At 41.5% G+C, this 16,801-nt stretch carries 14 protein-coding genes and 1 tRNA gene; 6 read left to right on the top strand and 9 right to left on the bottom strand.

Features of this window, described 5'->3' with window-relative positions; translation table 11 throughout:
- Positions 1 to 135: 135 nt before the first annotated feature.
- Positions 136 to 1,224 (bottom strand): alkene reductase, encoded by a 1,089-nt coding sequence (locus AQPE_RS09375; protein WP_318350796.1) that lies wholly within the window; start codon positions 1,222 to 1,224, stop codon positions 136 to 138.
- 132 nt (positions 1,225 to 1,356) lie between these two features.
- Here AQPE_RS09375 and AQPE_RS09370 point away from each other — a divergent pair, with 132 nt between their 5' ends.
- Positions 1,357 to 1,833, top strand: coding sequence for a hypothetical protein (locus tag AQPE_RS09370; RefSeq protein ID WP_318350795.1), 477 nt, complete (start codon positions 1,357 to 1,359; stop codon positions 1,831 to 1,833).
- A 100-nt stretch (positions 1,834 to 1,933) separates the two neighbouring features.
- Positions 1,934 to 2,887 (top strand): CPBP family intramembrane glutamic endopeptidase, encoded by a 954-nt coding sequence (locus AQPE_RS09365; RefSeq protein WP_318350794.1) that lies wholly within the window; start codon positions 1,934 to 1,936, stop codon positions 2,885 to 2,887.
- A gap of 16 nt (positions 2,888 to 2,903) precedes the next feature.
- Here AQPE_RS09365 and AQPE_RS09360 read toward each other — a convergent pair whose 3' ends face one another.
- From AQPE_RS09360 to AQPE_RS09345, 4 genes are all read right to left on the bottom strand, one after another.
- A complete protein-coding gene (locus tag AQPE_RS09360; RefSeq protein ID WP_318350793.1) occupies positions 2,904 to 3,638 on the bottom strand; it encodes a hypothetical protein in 735 nt (244 codons plus the stop codon).
- A gap of 568 nt (positions 3,639 to 4,206) precedes the next feature.
- Positions 4,207 to 4,962, bottom strand: a complete 756-nt coding sequence (locus AQPE_RS09355; RefSeq protein ID WP_318350792.1) for a succinate dehydrogenase/fumarate reductase iron-sulfur subunit — start codon at positions 4,960 to 4,962, stop codon at positions 4,207 to 4,209.
- Positions 4,963 to 4,986: 24 nt separating this feature from the next.
- Complete coding sequence (locus AQPE_RS09350) at positions 4,987 to 6,927, bottom strand: fumarate reductase/succinate dehydrogenase flavoprotein subunit (RefSeq protein WP_318350791.1); 1,941 nt, start codon at positions 6,925 to 6,927, stop codon at positions 4,987 to 4,989.
- Positions 6,928 to 6,945: 18 nt separating this feature from the next.
- Positions 6,946 to 7,656: a succinate dehydrogenase cytochrome b subunit gene (locus tag AQPE_RS09345; RefSeq protein WP_318350790.1), complete on the bottom strand. Its 711-nt coding sequence runs from the start codon at positions 7,654 to 7,656 to the stop codon at positions 6,946 to 6,948.
- Between the two features lie 317 nt (positions 7,657 to 7,973).
- On the opposite strand from AQPE_RS09345, the gene AQPE_RS09340 reads away from it, so the two are divergent.
- Positions 7,974 to 8,045 (top strand) — tRNA-Arg (locus AQPE_RS09340).
- A 633-nt stretch (positions 8,046 to 8,678) separates the two neighbouring features.
- The gene (locus tag AQPE_RS09335; protein ID WP_318350789.1) at positions 8,679 to 8,855 is read left to right on the top strand and encodes a hypothetical protein; all 177 of its coding nucleotides are present in this window, start codon (positions 8,679 to 8,681) and stop codon (positions 8,853 to 8,855) included.
- A 319-nt stretch (positions 8,856 to 9,174) separates the two neighbouring features.
- On the opposite strand, the gene AQPE_RS09330 is transcribed toward AQPE_RS09335, so the two are convergent.
- The 4 genes from AQPE_RS09330 to AQPE_RS09315 are packed head-to-tail and all read right to left on the bottom strand — an operon-like array spanning position 9,175 to position 14,419.
- The gene (locus tag AQPE_RS09330) at positions 9,175 to 10,269 is read right to left on the bottom strand and encodes a DUF4249 family protein (RefSeq protein ID WP_318350788.1); all 1,095 of its coding nucleotides are present in this window, start codon (positions 10,267 to 10,269) and stop codon (positions 9,175 to 9,177) included.
- Between the two features lie 11 nt (positions 10,270 to 10,280).
- On the bottom strand, positions 10,281 to 12,665 hold the full coding sequence (locus AQPE_RS09325; RefSeq protein WP_318350787.1) for a TonB-dependent receptor: 2,385 nt from the start codon (positions 12,663 to 12,665) through the stop codon (positions 10,281 to 10,283).
- Position 12,666: 1 nt separating this feature from the next.
- Positions 12,667 to 13,308 (bottom strand): hypothetical protein, encoded by a 642-nt coding sequence (locus AQPE_RS09320; protein WP_318350786.1) that lies wholly within the window; start codon positions 13,306 to 13,308, stop codon positions 12,667 to 12,669.
- A gap of 58 nt (positions 13,309 to 13,366) precedes the next feature.
- A complete protein-coding gene (locus AQPE_RS09315) occupies positions 13,367 to 14,419 on the bottom strand; it encodes a hypothetical protein (RefSeq protein WP_318350785.1) in 1,053 nt (350 codons plus the stop codon).
- A 1,037-nt stretch (positions 14,420 to 15,456) separates the two neighbouring features.
- On the opposite strand from AQPE_RS09315, the gene AQPE_RS09310 reads away from it, so the two are divergent.
- On the top strand, positions 15,457 to 15,891 hold the full coding sequence (locus AQPE_RS09310; protein WP_318348448.1) for a hypothetical protein: 435 nt from the start codon (positions 15,457 to 15,459) through the stop codon (positions 15,889 to 15,891).
- Entirely contained in the window at positions 15,840 to 16,781 is a 942-nt protein-coding gene (locus tag AQPE_RS09305; RefSeq protein ID WP_318348447.1) for an IS3 family transposase, read from the top strand. Before AQPE_RS09310 ends, AQPE_RS09305 begins: the two co-directional genes overlap by 52 nt.
- Positions 16,782 to 16,801: the final 20 nt, after the last annotated feature.

Here is a 16,801-nt window from a genome sequence, read left to right as displayed (position 1 = left end):
TACACGGCTTTCATCTGAAAGCTCGGCGCAAAAGTATAAATTTAATTTAGGAACACAAAAAAGAAGTTTAGGAAGAATTATAACGCATAAAAAGTCCGGTAGAAAGTTATTCCACCGGACTTTTTAATGCGATAACTAGGCTTTATATGCCGGATAATCGGTATATCCCTTTTCGTCGGCAGTATAGAACTGATCCATATTTAGTGCTTCCGACAAAGGCCAATTATTCTGCATTCGTTTTGTCAAATCTGGATTGTTGATAAACGGACGTCCGAAGGCAACCAAGTCGCCCAGTCCGCTCTGAAGGTCGGCTTCTGCGCGTTCTGCCTCATAGCCACCAGAAAGGATAATTGTATTCCTGAAATTTTTCCGGATCAATTTTTTCAACTCGGCAGGAACTTCCGGAGCGCCCATTGCTGAATGATCGACCACGTGAATGTATGCGATGCCGAGTTTATTCAGTTGTTCCGAAAGGTAATTGTATGTTTCATCAATTTCAGGATAATGAGGCATGTCGCTGGCAACTCCGTAAGGAGACAAACGAATACCTGTTTGATCTTTGCCAATGGCTTCGGCGACAGCGGCGACTACTTCAAGCACAAACCGACAGCGATTTTCGATGCTTCCGCCGTAATTATCAATTCGGACATTGCTTATGGGTGATAAAAACTGCTCCAACAAATAACCGTTGGCTGAATGAAGTTCAACTCCATCGAATCCGGCTTCAATGGCATTTTTTGCGGCAGAAACGAATTCAGCTTTTGTGCTGGCCAAATCTTCCGTGGTCATCGCTTTTGGAACCGGAAAGTCCTGCATGGCGGCAGCATCGGTCCACATTTGTCCGGCAGCTTTTACCGCTGACGGCGCCAAAATTTCAGCTCCTTCAGGCATATTTAAAATGTGACTAATCCGTCCGGTATGCATGAGCTGGACAACTATTTTTCCTCCGCCACTATGCACAGCGGTGGTTACCTTCTTCCAGCCATCGATTTGCGATTTATTGAAAATTCCTGGAATTCGCGCATATCCCAAACCGTTTGGTGATGGAGAAGTGCCTTCAGTAATAATTAATCCAGAACCTGACCGTTGCTGGTAATATTCGGCCATTAACTCATTGGGTACGTTTCCAATTGCACGGCAGCGAGTCATGGGCGCCATTATCACTCTGTTTTTAACTTCAATTGAACCTGCTTTTTCAGGTGTAAATAACTTGTATCCGTTCATGTCAAATTGTTTAAATGTTGATAGAGATGAACAAAAAAAGACCTAAAAAGTTTGTGATTATTTCAAGGCCGCGAATACTGATTCAGATAAAAGAGATAACTTCGGTTAAACAATAATTATATCAGAACAACCATGAATCCATTCGAAAACTCTTGCCAGAAAACACTTCAACTGATTGAAGCCTGGGAGCCACGCCTGTTAGCGCTTCCTAAAGAAACTTTTAGTAACCGAATAAACAGTCAGAACCGGAGTATCAAACAGATTCTCGGTCACATGGTCGATTCGGCATCGAACAACACGCACCGGATTGTCCATTTGCAGTACCGTGAAAACCCAATGACATTTCCGAATTATGCAACCAATGGCAACAATGACAGGTGGATTGCCATTCAGGATTACCAACATGAAGACTGGCACAATCTGGTTCAATTGTGGAAATATGCCAACCTGCATTTCGTTCATGTTGTGCAGAATGTTGACCAAACTAAGCTTGAAAATCAATGGATAAGTGGCGAAGGTGAACTCATCTCGCTTCGGGAAAACATTGAAGGATACCTGCCTCATCTGGAATTGCATCTCAGGGAAATTGAAGAGCTGATCAATCCATAGAAAAGAGTCAATAGTCATCAGGAAACTTTCCTCACTTCGAATGACTGATGACTAATTTATTGTTTTGCGTATCTTTGCTCCTGAACAAAAAATTACACGCATGGACTTTACCGCTTTCCGGACAATGAAACCATTTGCCCAACTGATGTTTGCCTTATTTGTTATGGTGGCTTCGGTTTTTATATTTATGGTGGTTGGGATGATTGCTGCCATGCCATTTTATGGTATCGGAAGCCTGATGAACGGTATGTCGGCAACGAGCCTGAATTCGCCTGAAGGACTTAGCTTTTTAAAGTATTTTCAGGTCATTCAATCCATTGGATTGTTTGTTGCTCCGCCGTTTGCAATTGGTTGGTTATATTCTGGAAACATCGGCGAATATTTGAAAATTAACCGTTCAACCAGGGTGCAATCTTTTTTATTGGCAGCAATATCCTTGTTGATGGTTATTCCGGTTATCAATTTTCTGGGTGCGATTAACAGTCAGATGAGCTTGCCTGAATCACTTTCAGGCCTTGAAGGCTGGATGAAAACCATGGAAGATGCAGCAAAAATATTGACCGAAAAATTTTTGAAAGTTGATAGCTTTGGTGGCTTGTTGTTCAATGTTTTCATGATCGCAATTCTTCCTGCTTTGGGCGAAGAATTGATGTTTCGGGGTGTTATTCAGCGAATATTTTCGAGTTGGACAAAAAATTACCATTGGGGCATCTGGATTACCGCTTTTTTATTTAGCGCCATGCACATGCAGTTCTACGGGTTTTTACCCCGAATGGCGCTTGGTGCCATGTTTGGCTACCTATTGGTATGGACCGGAACCATGTGGGTACCCATTTTGGCTCACTTTGTTAATAATTTGATGGGAGTTCTTGGTTATTTTCTGATTGATAAAGGCACGATCTCTAATGACATAGAGGAATGGGGAACCGGAACCGAACAAGTTCCGCTGGTTCTTTTTAGCTTTTTGGTTGTTGGGGGTTTACTCTTCCTAATATACAAAGGCGAACAAGCTAAAACAAAAATGCCCGTAAATCGGGTTGATTCACAGGCATAACGAATTGATTGATTTATTAAGAAAAGACAATACTTTGCTGTAAACTTTCCACTTCCATTTTCTTTTGTTCCGAAGCGCGATAAACATACACAATTCCGTATTCCGAAGCTTTCTCTCTCTTTTCTTCATCCGACAGATGAACGAGTGAGTTTTCAACTTCGTTCCACATTTCCTGAATGAGTTGATCGGCTTGCTCACGCAATTCAGCAACTTTCATCGAGGCACGGTTGGTAATGTTCTGAAGCATTTTTTGGTGACGGTAGGCATCGACAAATTCTTCGTAATGAACTTTTACTAATGCAATTGATGGGCTGTAAATCGGACTTCCGCCTTTCATGATGCGTTTCTGCTCGCCTTCAATAATCCGTTCTCCCCATGTCATTACGTTTGCTTCCAGATTTAGCGGAGGTGTTGCCTTCGAATTTGCTTTCAGTCCATAGAATTCAATAACCTCAGGTTTCATTTCTCCACGCAGGATGGCAAAATTTACCACCTGAAGGAAATGTGATAAGTAGAGTTTCGATTTCCGGAAAATTTCGCCGTAATCTTTCGACCGGTCGAACTGGTTTTGCTTGGAGACATTTAACTGGCGAATAGCCCCCAGGAAATGCGGATAAAAGGTCTGCAAATTCTCAAGGGTCTGCTGACTGAAAGCCAGTTTTTTCAACGCGGTTTTCTTACCAAGTTCCAGTCCAGCTTCAATGGCACGAAGCCTGGCCACATCTGTATTCGGTAATCTCCTGTAAGGCATAAATTAGATTTTAGGTACACTAATGCGAATATACAAATTGCACGTTCATTTTCCTGGCATTCGCAAAAGAACTAATTAACAGATAAATGTTTAAAAGGTGAGTTAAGTGTCAGTAAATCATATTTTTATCGCGTTTGTAATTTGAGATATTAACAACCAATTGCTCATAAACTGGCCACTTTTGGCCTGAAATCGTAAGGTTTTGGGTATCAGGTGCATGAAATGGATGGGTTGATGTGGGTAAAATCGACAATTTGACGATCAGAATGATGGCTTTTTGAAATGATCACCTTCATGGATAACAGAAGGCTGTCTCAAAAGTCATTGATCCCGTCATCCTGAACTTGTTTCAGGATCCCAACGCATTGTATGTCAGATCCCGAAATAAATTCGGGATGACTAGGTTCTCGAGTATTTTGACTTTTGAGACAGCCTTAAATATCTAGAAGTTTCAGCTTTAAAAAAGGCATAAAAAAAACTCCGAAGGAAAACCTCCGGAGCTTAATTTATGTTTTGGGTGTGGTGGTTTTTAACCGCCAATACTGCGCGGATAAAATCCGCAGCACCCTTAGTCTTGAAATTTGGCGCTTAAGAATTCGCGGTTCAAGCGGGCGATGTTCGACAACGAAATGTTTTTAGGGCATTCCACTTCGCAGGCACCAGTGTTGGTACAGTTACCAAAACCAAGTTCGTCCATTTTGGCAACCATCGCTTTGGCACGGCGGGCGCCTTCAATGCGACCTTGTGGTAACAAAGCCAGGTGGCTAACTTTTGCCGATACGAACAACATGGCTGAACCATTTTTACAAGCTGCCACGCAAGCGCCACAACCGATGCAAGATGCAGAGTCCATCGCTTCATCAGCATCCACTTTAGGGATAGCAATTGCATTGGCATCGGGAACACCACCGGTATTGACTGAAACATAACCACCTGCAGCAATGATTTTATCGAATGCACGACGATCGACAATCAAGTCTTTGATGACCGGGAAGGCAGCCGAACGCCAAGGTTCGATGGTAATGGTTTGTCCGTCTTTGAATTTGCGCATGTGCAACTGACAGGTAGTTACATCGTCATCTGGTCCGTGTGGGCGGCCATTGATGTACAATGAGCACATTCCACAGATCCCTTCGCGGCAGTCGTGGTCGAATGCAACAGGTTCTTTGTTCTCGTTGATCAACTGTTCGTTGATCATATCGAGCATTTCGAGAAACGAACTGTCGGTTGAAACGTTTGCTAATTTGTAGGTTTCGAAACGGCCTTTCTCTTTCGGACCGTTCTGACGCCAAACCTTAAGCGTAATATTGATTGTATTTTCCATGATTGATGTCTCTTTTAAAAGCCATTACTTGTAATTACGCTGAACCATTGAAACGCTTTCGTAAACCAGTTCTTCTTTGTGAAGTTCCGGCTCTACATCGTTTCCTTTGTATTCCCAACAGCCAACATAAGCGAATTTATCATCCTGACGAAGTGCTTCGCCTTCCGGAGTTTGATATTCTTCACGGAAGTGACCTCCGCATGATTCTTCACGGTTTAGAGCATCGCGAGCCATCAGATCGCCAATTACGATAAAATCAGCCAAACGACTTGCTTTCTCCAATTCGATATTCATTCCGGTTATATTCCCGGGAATGCGAACATTGGTCCAGAATTCTTTTTTAATGGCAGCAATCTTTTCAATAGCATTTTGCAGACCTGCTTTGTTACGAGCCATTCCAACAAAATCCCACATTACCAAACCAAGTTCTTTATGCAGACTATCAACCGAACGTTTTCCCTTGATATTCATCAATTTTTCGAAACGGGCTTTTACTGCTTTTTCGGCTTCAGCAAATTCAGGCTCGTTGGTAGTCATTCGTTTAACGGCGATATGATCTGCCAGATAATTCTGAATAGTATAAGGTAATACGAAATAACCATCGGCCAAACCTTGCATCAAAGCCGATGCTCCCAAACGGTTAGCACCGTGATCGGAGAAATTGGCTTCACCGGCTGCAAATAAGCCAGGAATATTGGTCTGCAATTCATAATCAACCCAGATACCACCCATTGTATAGTGAATAGCCGGGTAAATCATCATTGGAGTTTCGTATGGATTTTCGTCAACAATTTTGTTGTACATCTGGAACAGGTTTCCATAACGGGCTTCGATTGTTTTTTGTCCCAAACGTTCGATTGACGATTTGAAATCAAGATAAACAGCTAAACCTGTTGCACCAACACCGTAGCCGGCGTCGCAGCGTTCTTTGGCGGCGCGCGAAGCAACATCGCGAGGAACCAGGTTCCCGAATGCAGGGTAACGACGTTCCAAATAGTAGTCGCGGTCGTCTTCAGCAATTTGTGTTGGTTTCATTTTTCCTGCACGAATGGCTTCAGCATCTTCTTTTTTCTTCGGAACCCAAATACGACCATCGTTACGTAGCGATTCCGACATCAAAGTTAGTTTACTCTGATTTTCGCCGTGAACCGGAATACAGGTTGGGTGAATCTGAGCATAACAAGGATTGGCAAACATGGCGCCTTTTTCGTATGCCTTGATAGCAGCCGAACCGTTTGATCCCATGGCGTTGGTTGAAAGGAAGAAGGTATTTCCGTATCCTCCGGTTGCCAAAATCACAGCATGTCCGAAATGACGCTGTAATTCGCCGGTAACCAGGTCGCGGGCAATAATACCGCGAGCTTTTCCGTCAACAATTACAATTTCGACCAATTCAGTACGGGTGTGCAATTTAACTGTTCCTAAGTTTACCTGACGCATCAGAGCCTGATATGCACCTAATAATAATTGCTGACCAGTCTGTCCTTTGGCATAGAAAGTACGGCTAACCTGAGCTCCACCGAACGAACGGTTATCGAGCAAGCCGCCGTATTCGCGGGCAAATGGAACTCCCTGAGCAACACACTGGTCGATGATGTCGTTGCTTACTTCGGCCAAACGATGAACGTTGGCTTCGCGGGCACGATAGTCACCACCTTTAATGGTATCGTAAAACAAACGGAACACAGAGTCGCCGTCGTTAGGATAATTTTTAGCAGCGTTGATACCACCCTGTGCAGCAATTGAGTGCGCACGACGTGGTGAATCCTGAATAGTGAAGCTTTTTACATTGAAACCCATTTCGCCGAGTGAAGCGGCAGCCGAAGCCCCAGCCAAACCGGTACCAACAATGATAACATCCAGTTTGCGTTTGTTGGAAGGGTTCACCAGTTTCTGGTGATCTTTATAATTGGTCCATTTTTGAGCCAGTGGCCCTTCTGGAATCCTTGCATTTATTTTACTCATGTTTCAGTTTTTATACAATTAGAAAAACAGGTATTGTGCCAAAGCGATGACAGCGAAGCCACCACCAAGAACAATGGCAACAATGTTGCTGATACATTTCAAACGAGGCATCCATTTGGTATTATTCCATCCGATTGTTTGGAATCCTGACCAGAATCCGTGTGAAAGGTGGAAAGCAAGTGCAACAGAACCAACAACATATAAGATTACAATCGGTAGAATCTTAAACGTTCCGTTTACCAACGAATAGGCATCTTCACCTTTGGCCATATTCCCAAGGAATGGAAATTCAACTTCGGCGGCTTCCCAGGCAATAAATCCTTTCATTTTCATGTAGAAATTAATGATGTGTACTGCAAGAAACGAGGCAATAACAATACCTAACACCAACATATTCTGTGATGCAAATTCAACTCCTGAAGTTTTCTTCCCAGAAGCATAAGCCTGTGGACCACGGGCTTTCATGTTCTGAAGCGTCAGAATCAGAGAATAAACGATGTGTAAAATAAATCCCAAAGCCAATACTGGCTCGATGATTTTGATCAAAGGGTTGGTTCCCATGAAGTGTACTCCGGCATTGAACATTTGACCTTTTTCAAATCCGAAAACGCCATCAAGCAGCAGAAAGGAATTCAGGAATAAATGTACAAAGAGAAATAAAATCAGGAACAAACCTGAAACACTCATCAGGAGTTTCCGTCCAATAGAGGCAGTCAGTAAATTGCTCATAAGAATAACAGATTTTTATTTTTAATAATAGATTCATTTTTATTCGTGCCACAAAAGTAGAGTTATGAGGCATGACAACCAATAAAAAGCGGTGTAAATTAACTAATTTATAATGTTTCTAAGCACATTGTATATTTAAAGATATAGATGATTTTATATAATGTTAGAAATTTTGTCAAGACTGAGAATGGCTATGGGTCGAAAAATATGTACATCCCATTGCATAAACGGCATATTTGCATATTTTTGCAGCAGTTTACAAATAGGAAAAAGTCATTCGAAAGTTTCCAAATGACGAATGACTTTTTCCTAAAATTGGTTTCATAGTTCAACGGATAGAATAGCGGTTTCCTAAACCGTAGATCCGGGTTCGATTCCCGGTGAGACTACAAACAATATTGATAATGAGCAAATTATGCTAACGACACCCAAGTTTACACCCAGTTGTGTAAGGTTGGGTGTTTTTTTAAGTAACCCTATTTGACAGTCTATTTTGGCCCAATCTGCTCAATTCTTATTTCATCGATTTCATCTGACAAGTGATATTTACTCTATGACACAAATTTTATAAAAAAAGGAAGTGTCAAATTTCGGGCATAATGATGCTGTGCTGTTGAAATGGGAAATAACTGGCAACGGAAGGTGCGTGGAGTTATTCTCATTTCAATAGCATGAAACGATCAATAAAGGCAAAATAAAGCGACAGTGATCGGGAACCAGAGGTTTTTGGGGTAACCCATTCGCGGGTAAAAATAAGCGGGAATGCTGTTGCCGTGGGTGGGGAAAAGTGTGGGTGTTGAGGCACGAAACACTTACACGTGGGTGCTGAAGCTGGTGCGGTTAACAAAACGAATTAGTGAGCGGTGTCGAGAGGTACGAGCGGTACAGCGAACGGTTGAATGAGTGAAACGAACCGGCTGCAAGCACAAGGCCATGCGCGAATGATCCTTTTTTACCTGAACTATTAAAGGGCGGTGTGGCTTTTGGTTTCCAGGGGGTGAACAGACATACCGCTGATTGCGATGGCAAAGCATGTGTGGTGTTTGAATGCAATTGAGCGAATAGGGTTGGGTGAAATGGAGCTTCCTGTTTTGGCTTTGAGTTCCGAAATGTGGGGTGGAAAAGCCAAAGGGGAGCGGAATGAAACTGCGGGTTGGCCTGAGCGCAATGGAATGAAGAAAGCACTCTTGCGAGGGTAGCCGAGGCTGGAGGCTGACAATGAACGGAATGTAACGAAAGGTGGCGGAACGAAGTGCAGCCCTGGAGTATAATGGAGAGAAGTAGAACCCACCTGCCTCGGCTTTGACCGTCAAATAATTCATTGCCAGTACCTTAATGTGGTTGATCTTTTAAATTCTCAGCAAGACTATTTCTAAAGTTATAAATATCTATTCCTATATCTGTTTTCGGAAAAGAAAACAGATATGGGAATGAATGTGTTAAAAGTAACGGTCACTTAACTAGCATTGTAGTAAAAAAATTTGTCGTGAAAATTACTCAACTGATTAAAATACGGCTCTAATAGTCGTGAAAATGAATCATCTGTCTGTTATACCCGGCAAAAATACCAACTCCGTTATCTATATTGGTGTAAACCTCGTTGGTGGACGAGAACGGATTGCTAATATTGTTTACCTGGTTGACGTATGATTTCTGGTACTTGTAATAATCTTCGCTCATCGTTACGGCCTCAAGCCAATATTCCTCGGTATAATCAGTGCTTCCGTTCTTGTTCATTACCGTGTAATAACTAACAAACAAAGAAGCTTCTTTCGGTTGGTTAATTACCCCTAAAACATTGTACGTGTCGCGCGATACATTGGAAAGCCAGTTGCTGTTTGAGAAAATTAACTCTATCAGAAATGTAGTTTCGTCACGAGGCCCTACTTCTACTTTTTCGATGGCCGGAAGTACATCATTTTCGTACTGGTAATTGTATATATTGTATTTATACATAATCCCATAAAGGACCTCTGATTTAATATTGTATCCTGATATTTGTTTGCCAATCAGGACTGAAAGATCGAAGAGAAATTTCTCCGGGTATTGCTTCGCCCTCAATGTTTCAATGGTTTTGCTGGTTACCACATAGCACATAATTTTATTTGTATTCAGCGAATAAAATCTGAGCCTGACATAATTTTGTTTGTCGGTTGGCGTAACATCCAGTTTGACTGGAACAACTTCGTAATCGGTGAGATTGGCATTAGAATAAAATACCGAATGTTCACCGGCAACCTTCACCGAAGATACTTTTACCGCCGATGGGATTTCACTTTTCGCACGAAGTATTTTCCCGTGGTCGTTCACTACCAGCTGATAATTTATCCCTTTAATCGGACGGCTTTCGGCACGGTAAACGCCATTGCTTTCGTAAGTCAGTCGGATGGTGTCGCCATTTTCTGGGATAATGCCAACCCGTGCACTGCCAAAGTAGTTTTCGGTTGAGTCGTTGTACGATTTTACGCGGCTTAAAATCACTTTCCAGTTCACGTCTTCAGAAAATAAACAATTGACAACCAACGATTGGTCTGATTCTTCGAATGGCAAGTCTATATCTTTTATGCACGAAGTGAAGATTAAGAGATATAGTATGATGTGTAATTTTTTCATATGCTTCGATCTTAAAAACTGACCCGGTAACTGATTGACGGAATGATGGGGAATAACGTGAACTGTTTCATGCCTACGGTCCCATTTGGCTTTGCCTTGGTATAAATCAGATATGGGTTCATCCGGTTATATACATTATAAATACTTATAGAGAGCGCCCGTCTTTTTTCTGAAGAGCCCCATTCGCGGGTAAACCCCAGGTCTAAACGGTGATAGGCCGGGAGCCTTACCCCATTAATTTTCTTATAATATTGTATCCGGCTGGCATCTATTGCATTTCCGGTTAAAAAATCACTGACAGAATAGCTCAAATTATTGGGGTAGCCCGAATAATCAAGGCCTGAGTAGGTTGCCGGCGCTCCCGACTGGAAAGTCCAGGTAGCCGATGCCGACCATCCTTTACTGATTTGCCAGATAACGCCCGAATCGATCTTATGCCGCCTGTCGTACACATATGGAAACCACCGATTACGGTTCATTTCTGTAAACTTCCGTTCGTTCCATGCCAGAGTATAGCTAATCCAGCTTTCAATTTTTGAGCGACTGTACCTCAGTTCATTCTCTATTCCCCAGGCACGGCCTTTCCCCGATATAATTTTTCCTTCCCAGTTTTCACCCACATCCAGTACCCCTTGCCCTTCAGCAAACGAAATAACATGATTTAGTCGTTTGTAATAGCCTTCAACCGAAAGTTTTAATGAATTAGTCAGCGTTTTTTTCATCCCTGCCGACAGGATGTGCGATGTTTCGGGGCGAATTTGCCTGGTTGAAGGCACCCAGATATCGGTAGGCAAACCAATGTTGCCATTCGATAAAAGATGGATGGTTTGAGTCATAAGGGCATACGAAATTTCGAAATTTGTTTGGTCGTTTTGTCGCCAGTTTGCGCTTAACCGAGGTTCGAAGGCAAAATAAGTCTTCTGATTAACAATGGTTTGAAATACATTTCGTAACCCCGCCGAGATATTCGTTTGGGAATTTATCCTGAATTTTTTATCGACATAAAAGCCGTAATCGATCCCCGAAATTTTATGGCTCGCGTTTTCATCGGATCCATCGTTTCTTTTTATGATCTGGCGACCCGGAAGATAATTGTTCATGGATGTAAAAACTCCCGTCTGGACCGGCGAATCGGTATTGCCATATATGTCAAGATCCGATTTTATTCCAAACGACTGTATCTGCGAAAGGTATTCAAAACTGAAATCATTTTTCTCCGTGATGTTGTCCCTGATGGTTTCGTTTCCTCCGGCAAACAGATTTCCGTAGTTAAATAAGCTGCCACTCAGGGTGGTATTTAAAAACATGCGCGAATTTATGCGAGTGTTTAGTTTTAAGGCGGTCATTAAATTACCCCATTGTATTGTCCCTGAAGCCCGCTGGGTTTCATTTTTCCCATCTGCCCATTGAGTGTGGTTAATGTAATCGAATGACAGCTTATCATTTCCGGAGTAAAAGCTCCAATAGAGGTGGTTTTTTTCGTTTATCCTGAAATTTATTTTCCCGGAGATGTCGTGAAAAGCATAAAATGGGATCACGTCACCTTCAAAATCCGCATTGGCAAGTTTCGAAATTCCCTGAAAAATTAAGTCGAACAAGGTGCGCCTGACAGAAAAGAAATACGACGATTTCCCTTTTTGTATAGGCCCTTCAGTGGTAAACTGGCTCGAAATTGGCCCCAGGGTTAAACTGCTTTCGCGTTTAAATTTGTTACCATCCTTCATCCGCAAGTCAATCACTGACGAAAGCCGCCCTCCGTATCGGGCAGGGAACGCCCCTTTGTAAAAGTCGATGCTGTTGATGGCTTCGGGCGTAAAAACCGAAACAAAACCGAACAAATGCGAGACATTGAATAGTGGGACATCGTCGAGCAAGATTAGGTTTTGGTCGGGGCTACCCCCGCGCACGAAAATACCCGAACTCCCTTCGCTTCCCTGTTGCACGCCGGGCAAAATCGTGATGCTTTTCATCAAATCCTTTTCGCCCATCAGCGAGGGCAACTTGCCCAGACCTTTCGATGAAATTTTTACGTGTCCCAGGCTGACGCTGTTGGCCAAACTGCCCGAATTTCCCTTAACAACCACTTCTTCCAACTTATTGTCCGATTTCAAAGCAATCTCTAAAAAGGTATCGGCTTTCAGGCTAATTGTCCGGCTTTGAGAGATGTACCCAACAAACGAAATTTTAAGATTAACCAAACCTTCAGGCAGACTTAAACTAAAGAACCCGAAACGATTACTCGTGGTTCCTGCTTGTGAGTTTTGTTCGAAGATAGTCGCGGCATACAACTGTTCGCCCGTTTGGGCATCGGTAATATAGCCCGAAATAGTGCGACGTTGTTGGGCAAACAAAGAATAGGGTAGTAATACAATAAAAAGTATAATAGAAAAACGCATTTTATTTTTTTTGCCAGATGGGATACGATAAGCTGAGTTGAAGCATTTTGTTTTGGTAAATAGTGCCGCTTTTATATTTCCCGTTTTCCATTTCATAGAGCCCGTTCATGAAGCCCACCTCTTTAAATCCGCGGATATAATTCAACGACCATTTTAACTTATACTTTTGGCTACCAATCCCTACCATCCAGTTATATTCTGTTTTTTTGTTCCCTGGATTGTAGTTGGTTAGCCAACTGGCCTCAATTCCCCCACGAATAAAGGCATATTTGCTGTAAAGTAATTGTAGATGTATGGGCACAACGATATAATTCAGCCCATATTTTTTCCAACCATCTTCATGCTGATATCCATAAGGGTCTCCGGTACTAGTGCCTGGTATGTCTGGCATGGTGTAATGCTGCTCCATTTGTTTGTAACGGAACAATAACCCTGCATCAGCAGAGAATTTCCAAAAAATGTTTCGAGAAGCGTAAACACCTATGCCGGTGCCCCAACCGTTACGATTCGGCTCGGAATATCGGTTGTTCGGTTTTGGGGTAACCCATGAGCATTCGGTGGTTATACCGAATTCGGTTTTGGACTGGGAAAAACTGAATAAAGAAAATAAGAAAACAGTAATAAATAAAAATAATTTCTTCATATTGAGTTTTATAAATATGTCTGATCATGCAAATTATTGCATGATCAGACATAACTGATTAATTTACTGTTAATGTTATTGGATTATTTTGTCCTCCAAAAGAATCACAAGCTCCTTTGTCGCAAAAATTATAAATCGTAGCACCGGGGTAGGATAAAAAAGAGCCTATATCATACCATGATCCAAAATGCCACGTATTTATATCGACATAAACATTTGCAAGCTGAGAGGAATTTACTGAATACCAACTTCCTGAAGTATAATTCGATACACGATTAAAATAATTCTGCATGATCGGGTCGTAATTACCTCCCATATCATAACTAATATGTTGCCGATAAAAATAAGTTCGGTTGTCATTCCACCACCATGAAGTTTTTGTTTCATTGTGATAATATAATTCGTATTTAACACCTTCTTGAACATCAATCCATTGAGCCCCATTAAAAACATTTATTATAGACTGTGACCAGAATAATCCAAGCGTAAATCTGTAGTTCGATCCACTTTGTGCAACATTTTTTACTAAGCCGTAATTGGTTGGAGTTGTTGATTTTAACTTTTGAAAAGGAATTACTTTTACTTTAGACTGGTCGTAACCCTGGCTGTTTTGAAGGAATTGCCTAAGTGTAGTCGATTTGCCATCTAAAATAGCAATTTCGGCATCTTTTTGAAAACAATACAAAACGTCACCAATTTTTATAACTCCATTTTTATTCAATACACAATCCCACGAAAAATTGTAAAATGGATAGCACATAGAGGAATCTCTCATGCTAAAGTAACCTTCTTTGATCAATTCCTTAATGTAGTTTTCAGCATCGACCTGATTCTGAAATCCTGCCAGTTTATCAGATGCTTGGGCCCTGAATGTTTTTGCAGATTTTAACCCCAATTGGTTTTCCCAACTTGATTGTTCTTCAAGAGATTTGTTTTGCAACACCTTTTTTAAGCTGTCAACAATTCCAAAATTTTTAACAACGAGGTAGTCTCCTTCGAGATAAACATCGACTATTTTACCTGCTTTTAAGATCCCCTCTTCCGGAGATGTCTTTAGCTCGTCTTTCGTACAAGCATTAAATACTGTTAAAACCATAGCAATTGCTGCCATACTCATTAATTTTTTAATAGTTTTGAAAAGTTTGTGGGAAGGATCGTTGTAGCGACCCATTCCCGGTTATACAAATAATTACAATTGCGGCCCAGTTTCTTTTAAAGGGACTGGGCTTTTCCCTTTTTATGTTGTTTCCGTTTTCATTGTAAAAGCAAATCTTCAATAATACATAAACATATTACAGAAGATTTGCGGTGGACATTTTCATCAAATTACAGTGAAGTACGAAAAAAAAGAAAAAGGCTACTCCGTTTCTGTTTTCTGACAATTCTTTTTGTATGCAACATACTCCGCAACTAAATCGATTGACATAATTCTTTTGTCAATTCTTTTCTGTACTTCCAATTTTAATCCAAATGAAATCAAGAAAAAATAGGACTTTGAGATAAATATCCCCAGAGAACGAGTTTATTTAGTACGTGTCACAATTTTTGTCACTAATTGCCCAGTTTGATATTGATTTTTACCCGACAGACACAGGAAATTAACATTTTTTAACGATAAATAAAAAACGAAGAAGGTGAATTATTCCTGTTTAGCAAAAAACATACTCGAAAACTGATAAAAGCAATCAGAAAATTAGGACTTTTAGACAAACTGATTTTTCTCAAATTCGTATTTTTCGCTAAATAGTTTCAAAATATATTTCAGGAAATGTTTTTACATTTTTTCCCAGACATAAGTCCATACATAACTCAAAATCGCTATAGTCTGGTTGTAAATCAGTTAGTTTTCGGCTGTGTTGGTCAATTACTATCACACCACCTTCCCTGCCAAGTTGAGCGGATGCAATACCGGGTTGTTTGCAGTACAGCAAATTTCATCAAATAAAAATGGAATGTCAGAGGTGAAATCAATTGTATAAACGTGTATGCAACAGTTTGGCATACACGAGGTTGGATCAAAAGTCAATTTGTGCTTTGGAGAATTGAATATTTACAAATAAAAAGAGGCAGTCTCGACCTTTTGAGACAGCCTCTTTTTATTCGTTAAAATGTCTAGTCCTGAAATAGCGTTACACAACAAGTAACACTATGAAAGAAGAAATTATTAAAGAGTACATTAAGCGCAGTCAGAAGGATTATTCGATGACCTTCAAACTTGGAGTAGTTCATGAAGTAGAACGAGGTCATCTCAGTTTAAAAGGGGCTCAGCGTAAATATGGTATCCAGGGGAATGCGACAGTCATCAATTGGCTCCGGAAATATGGTACCTTTGATTGGGAAAACCAAACTCCATCGCATATGCCAAAGAGCCAGGAACAAACGATTCTTGAACTGGAGCAAAAGGTCAAGTTACTGGAGAAGCAAAAAGCTTTTTTAGAGCACCAGATCGACCGGGCCGACCGCAAGGCGGTCCTGTTTGATATGATGATTGATTTGGCCGAGAAAGAGTTCAATATCCCGATCAGAAAAAAATGTTTACCCGAACAGTCGACCGAAGCCGTGAAGAAAGAAAAGAAACGATAGTTTCAGCCTGTGACTTGTTCGGGGTAAGCAGACAGGTATATTATCGCAGTAAATCCTCTTTGACTCGAAGCCGGGGGAAAGCCTCGCAGGTAGTTGCGATGGTGCATCAGGTTCGCCGGCAATTGCCGCGTCTTGGTACCCGTAAGCTATACTATTTGTTGGAGGATCGGCTCAAAGCACTGGGAGTGGGCAGGGATCGGCTTTTTTCTATCCTGAAGGCAAACCACCTGCTGATAAAACCAGCAAGGAGTTATCGGAAAACTACGGATTCACATCACCGTTTCCATAAACACAAGAACCTGGTTGCAGAACTTGTTCCAACGCAACCGGAGCAGGTTTGGGTAGCCGACATCACTTACATCGGGAATCGGGAGAACCAGCAATACCTGGCCTTGGTAACCGATGCTTATTCCAAGAAGATAGTCGGGCATGATGTTTCAGAAAACCTGAGCTCAGATGGTGCCATACGTGCTTTAAAACAAGGATTGAAAAGCCGGTCGTACAAAGCCAATACACTGATACACCACTCAGACAGAGGCTTACAGTATTGTTGCGATGCCTACCAGCAAATTTTAACCAGGAAGAAGGTAAGATGCAGTATGACCGAATCGTACGATCCCTATACCAATGCCGTTGCAGAGCGTGTTAACGGGATACTGAAACAGGAATTTATGCTTGAAGATTACCGGGTAGAACTCCCGGTGATGCAACAGTTAGTAAAAGACAGTATTGAAATTTACAATACCAAACGACCTCATTGGTCTTGCCACATGCTAACTCCGGAGCAAATGCATAAACAACAGACCATTAAAATTAAAAGCTATAAAAAAACTGACCGTTTCAAAGCTAGCTTTGAAACGGTCAGTGAATCTATTAATTTAGTCCTATAAATCTGTATCGCTTATTTAGG

Source organism: Aquipluma nitroreducens (assembly GCF_009689585.1).
Classification (GTDB): Bacteria; Bacteroidota; Bacteroidia; order Bacteroidales; family Prolixibacteraceae; genus Aquipluma; species Aquipluma nitroreducens.
Note: the sequence above shows the minus strand (reverse complement) of the source record. Positions and strands in the feature narration are given on the sequence as shown.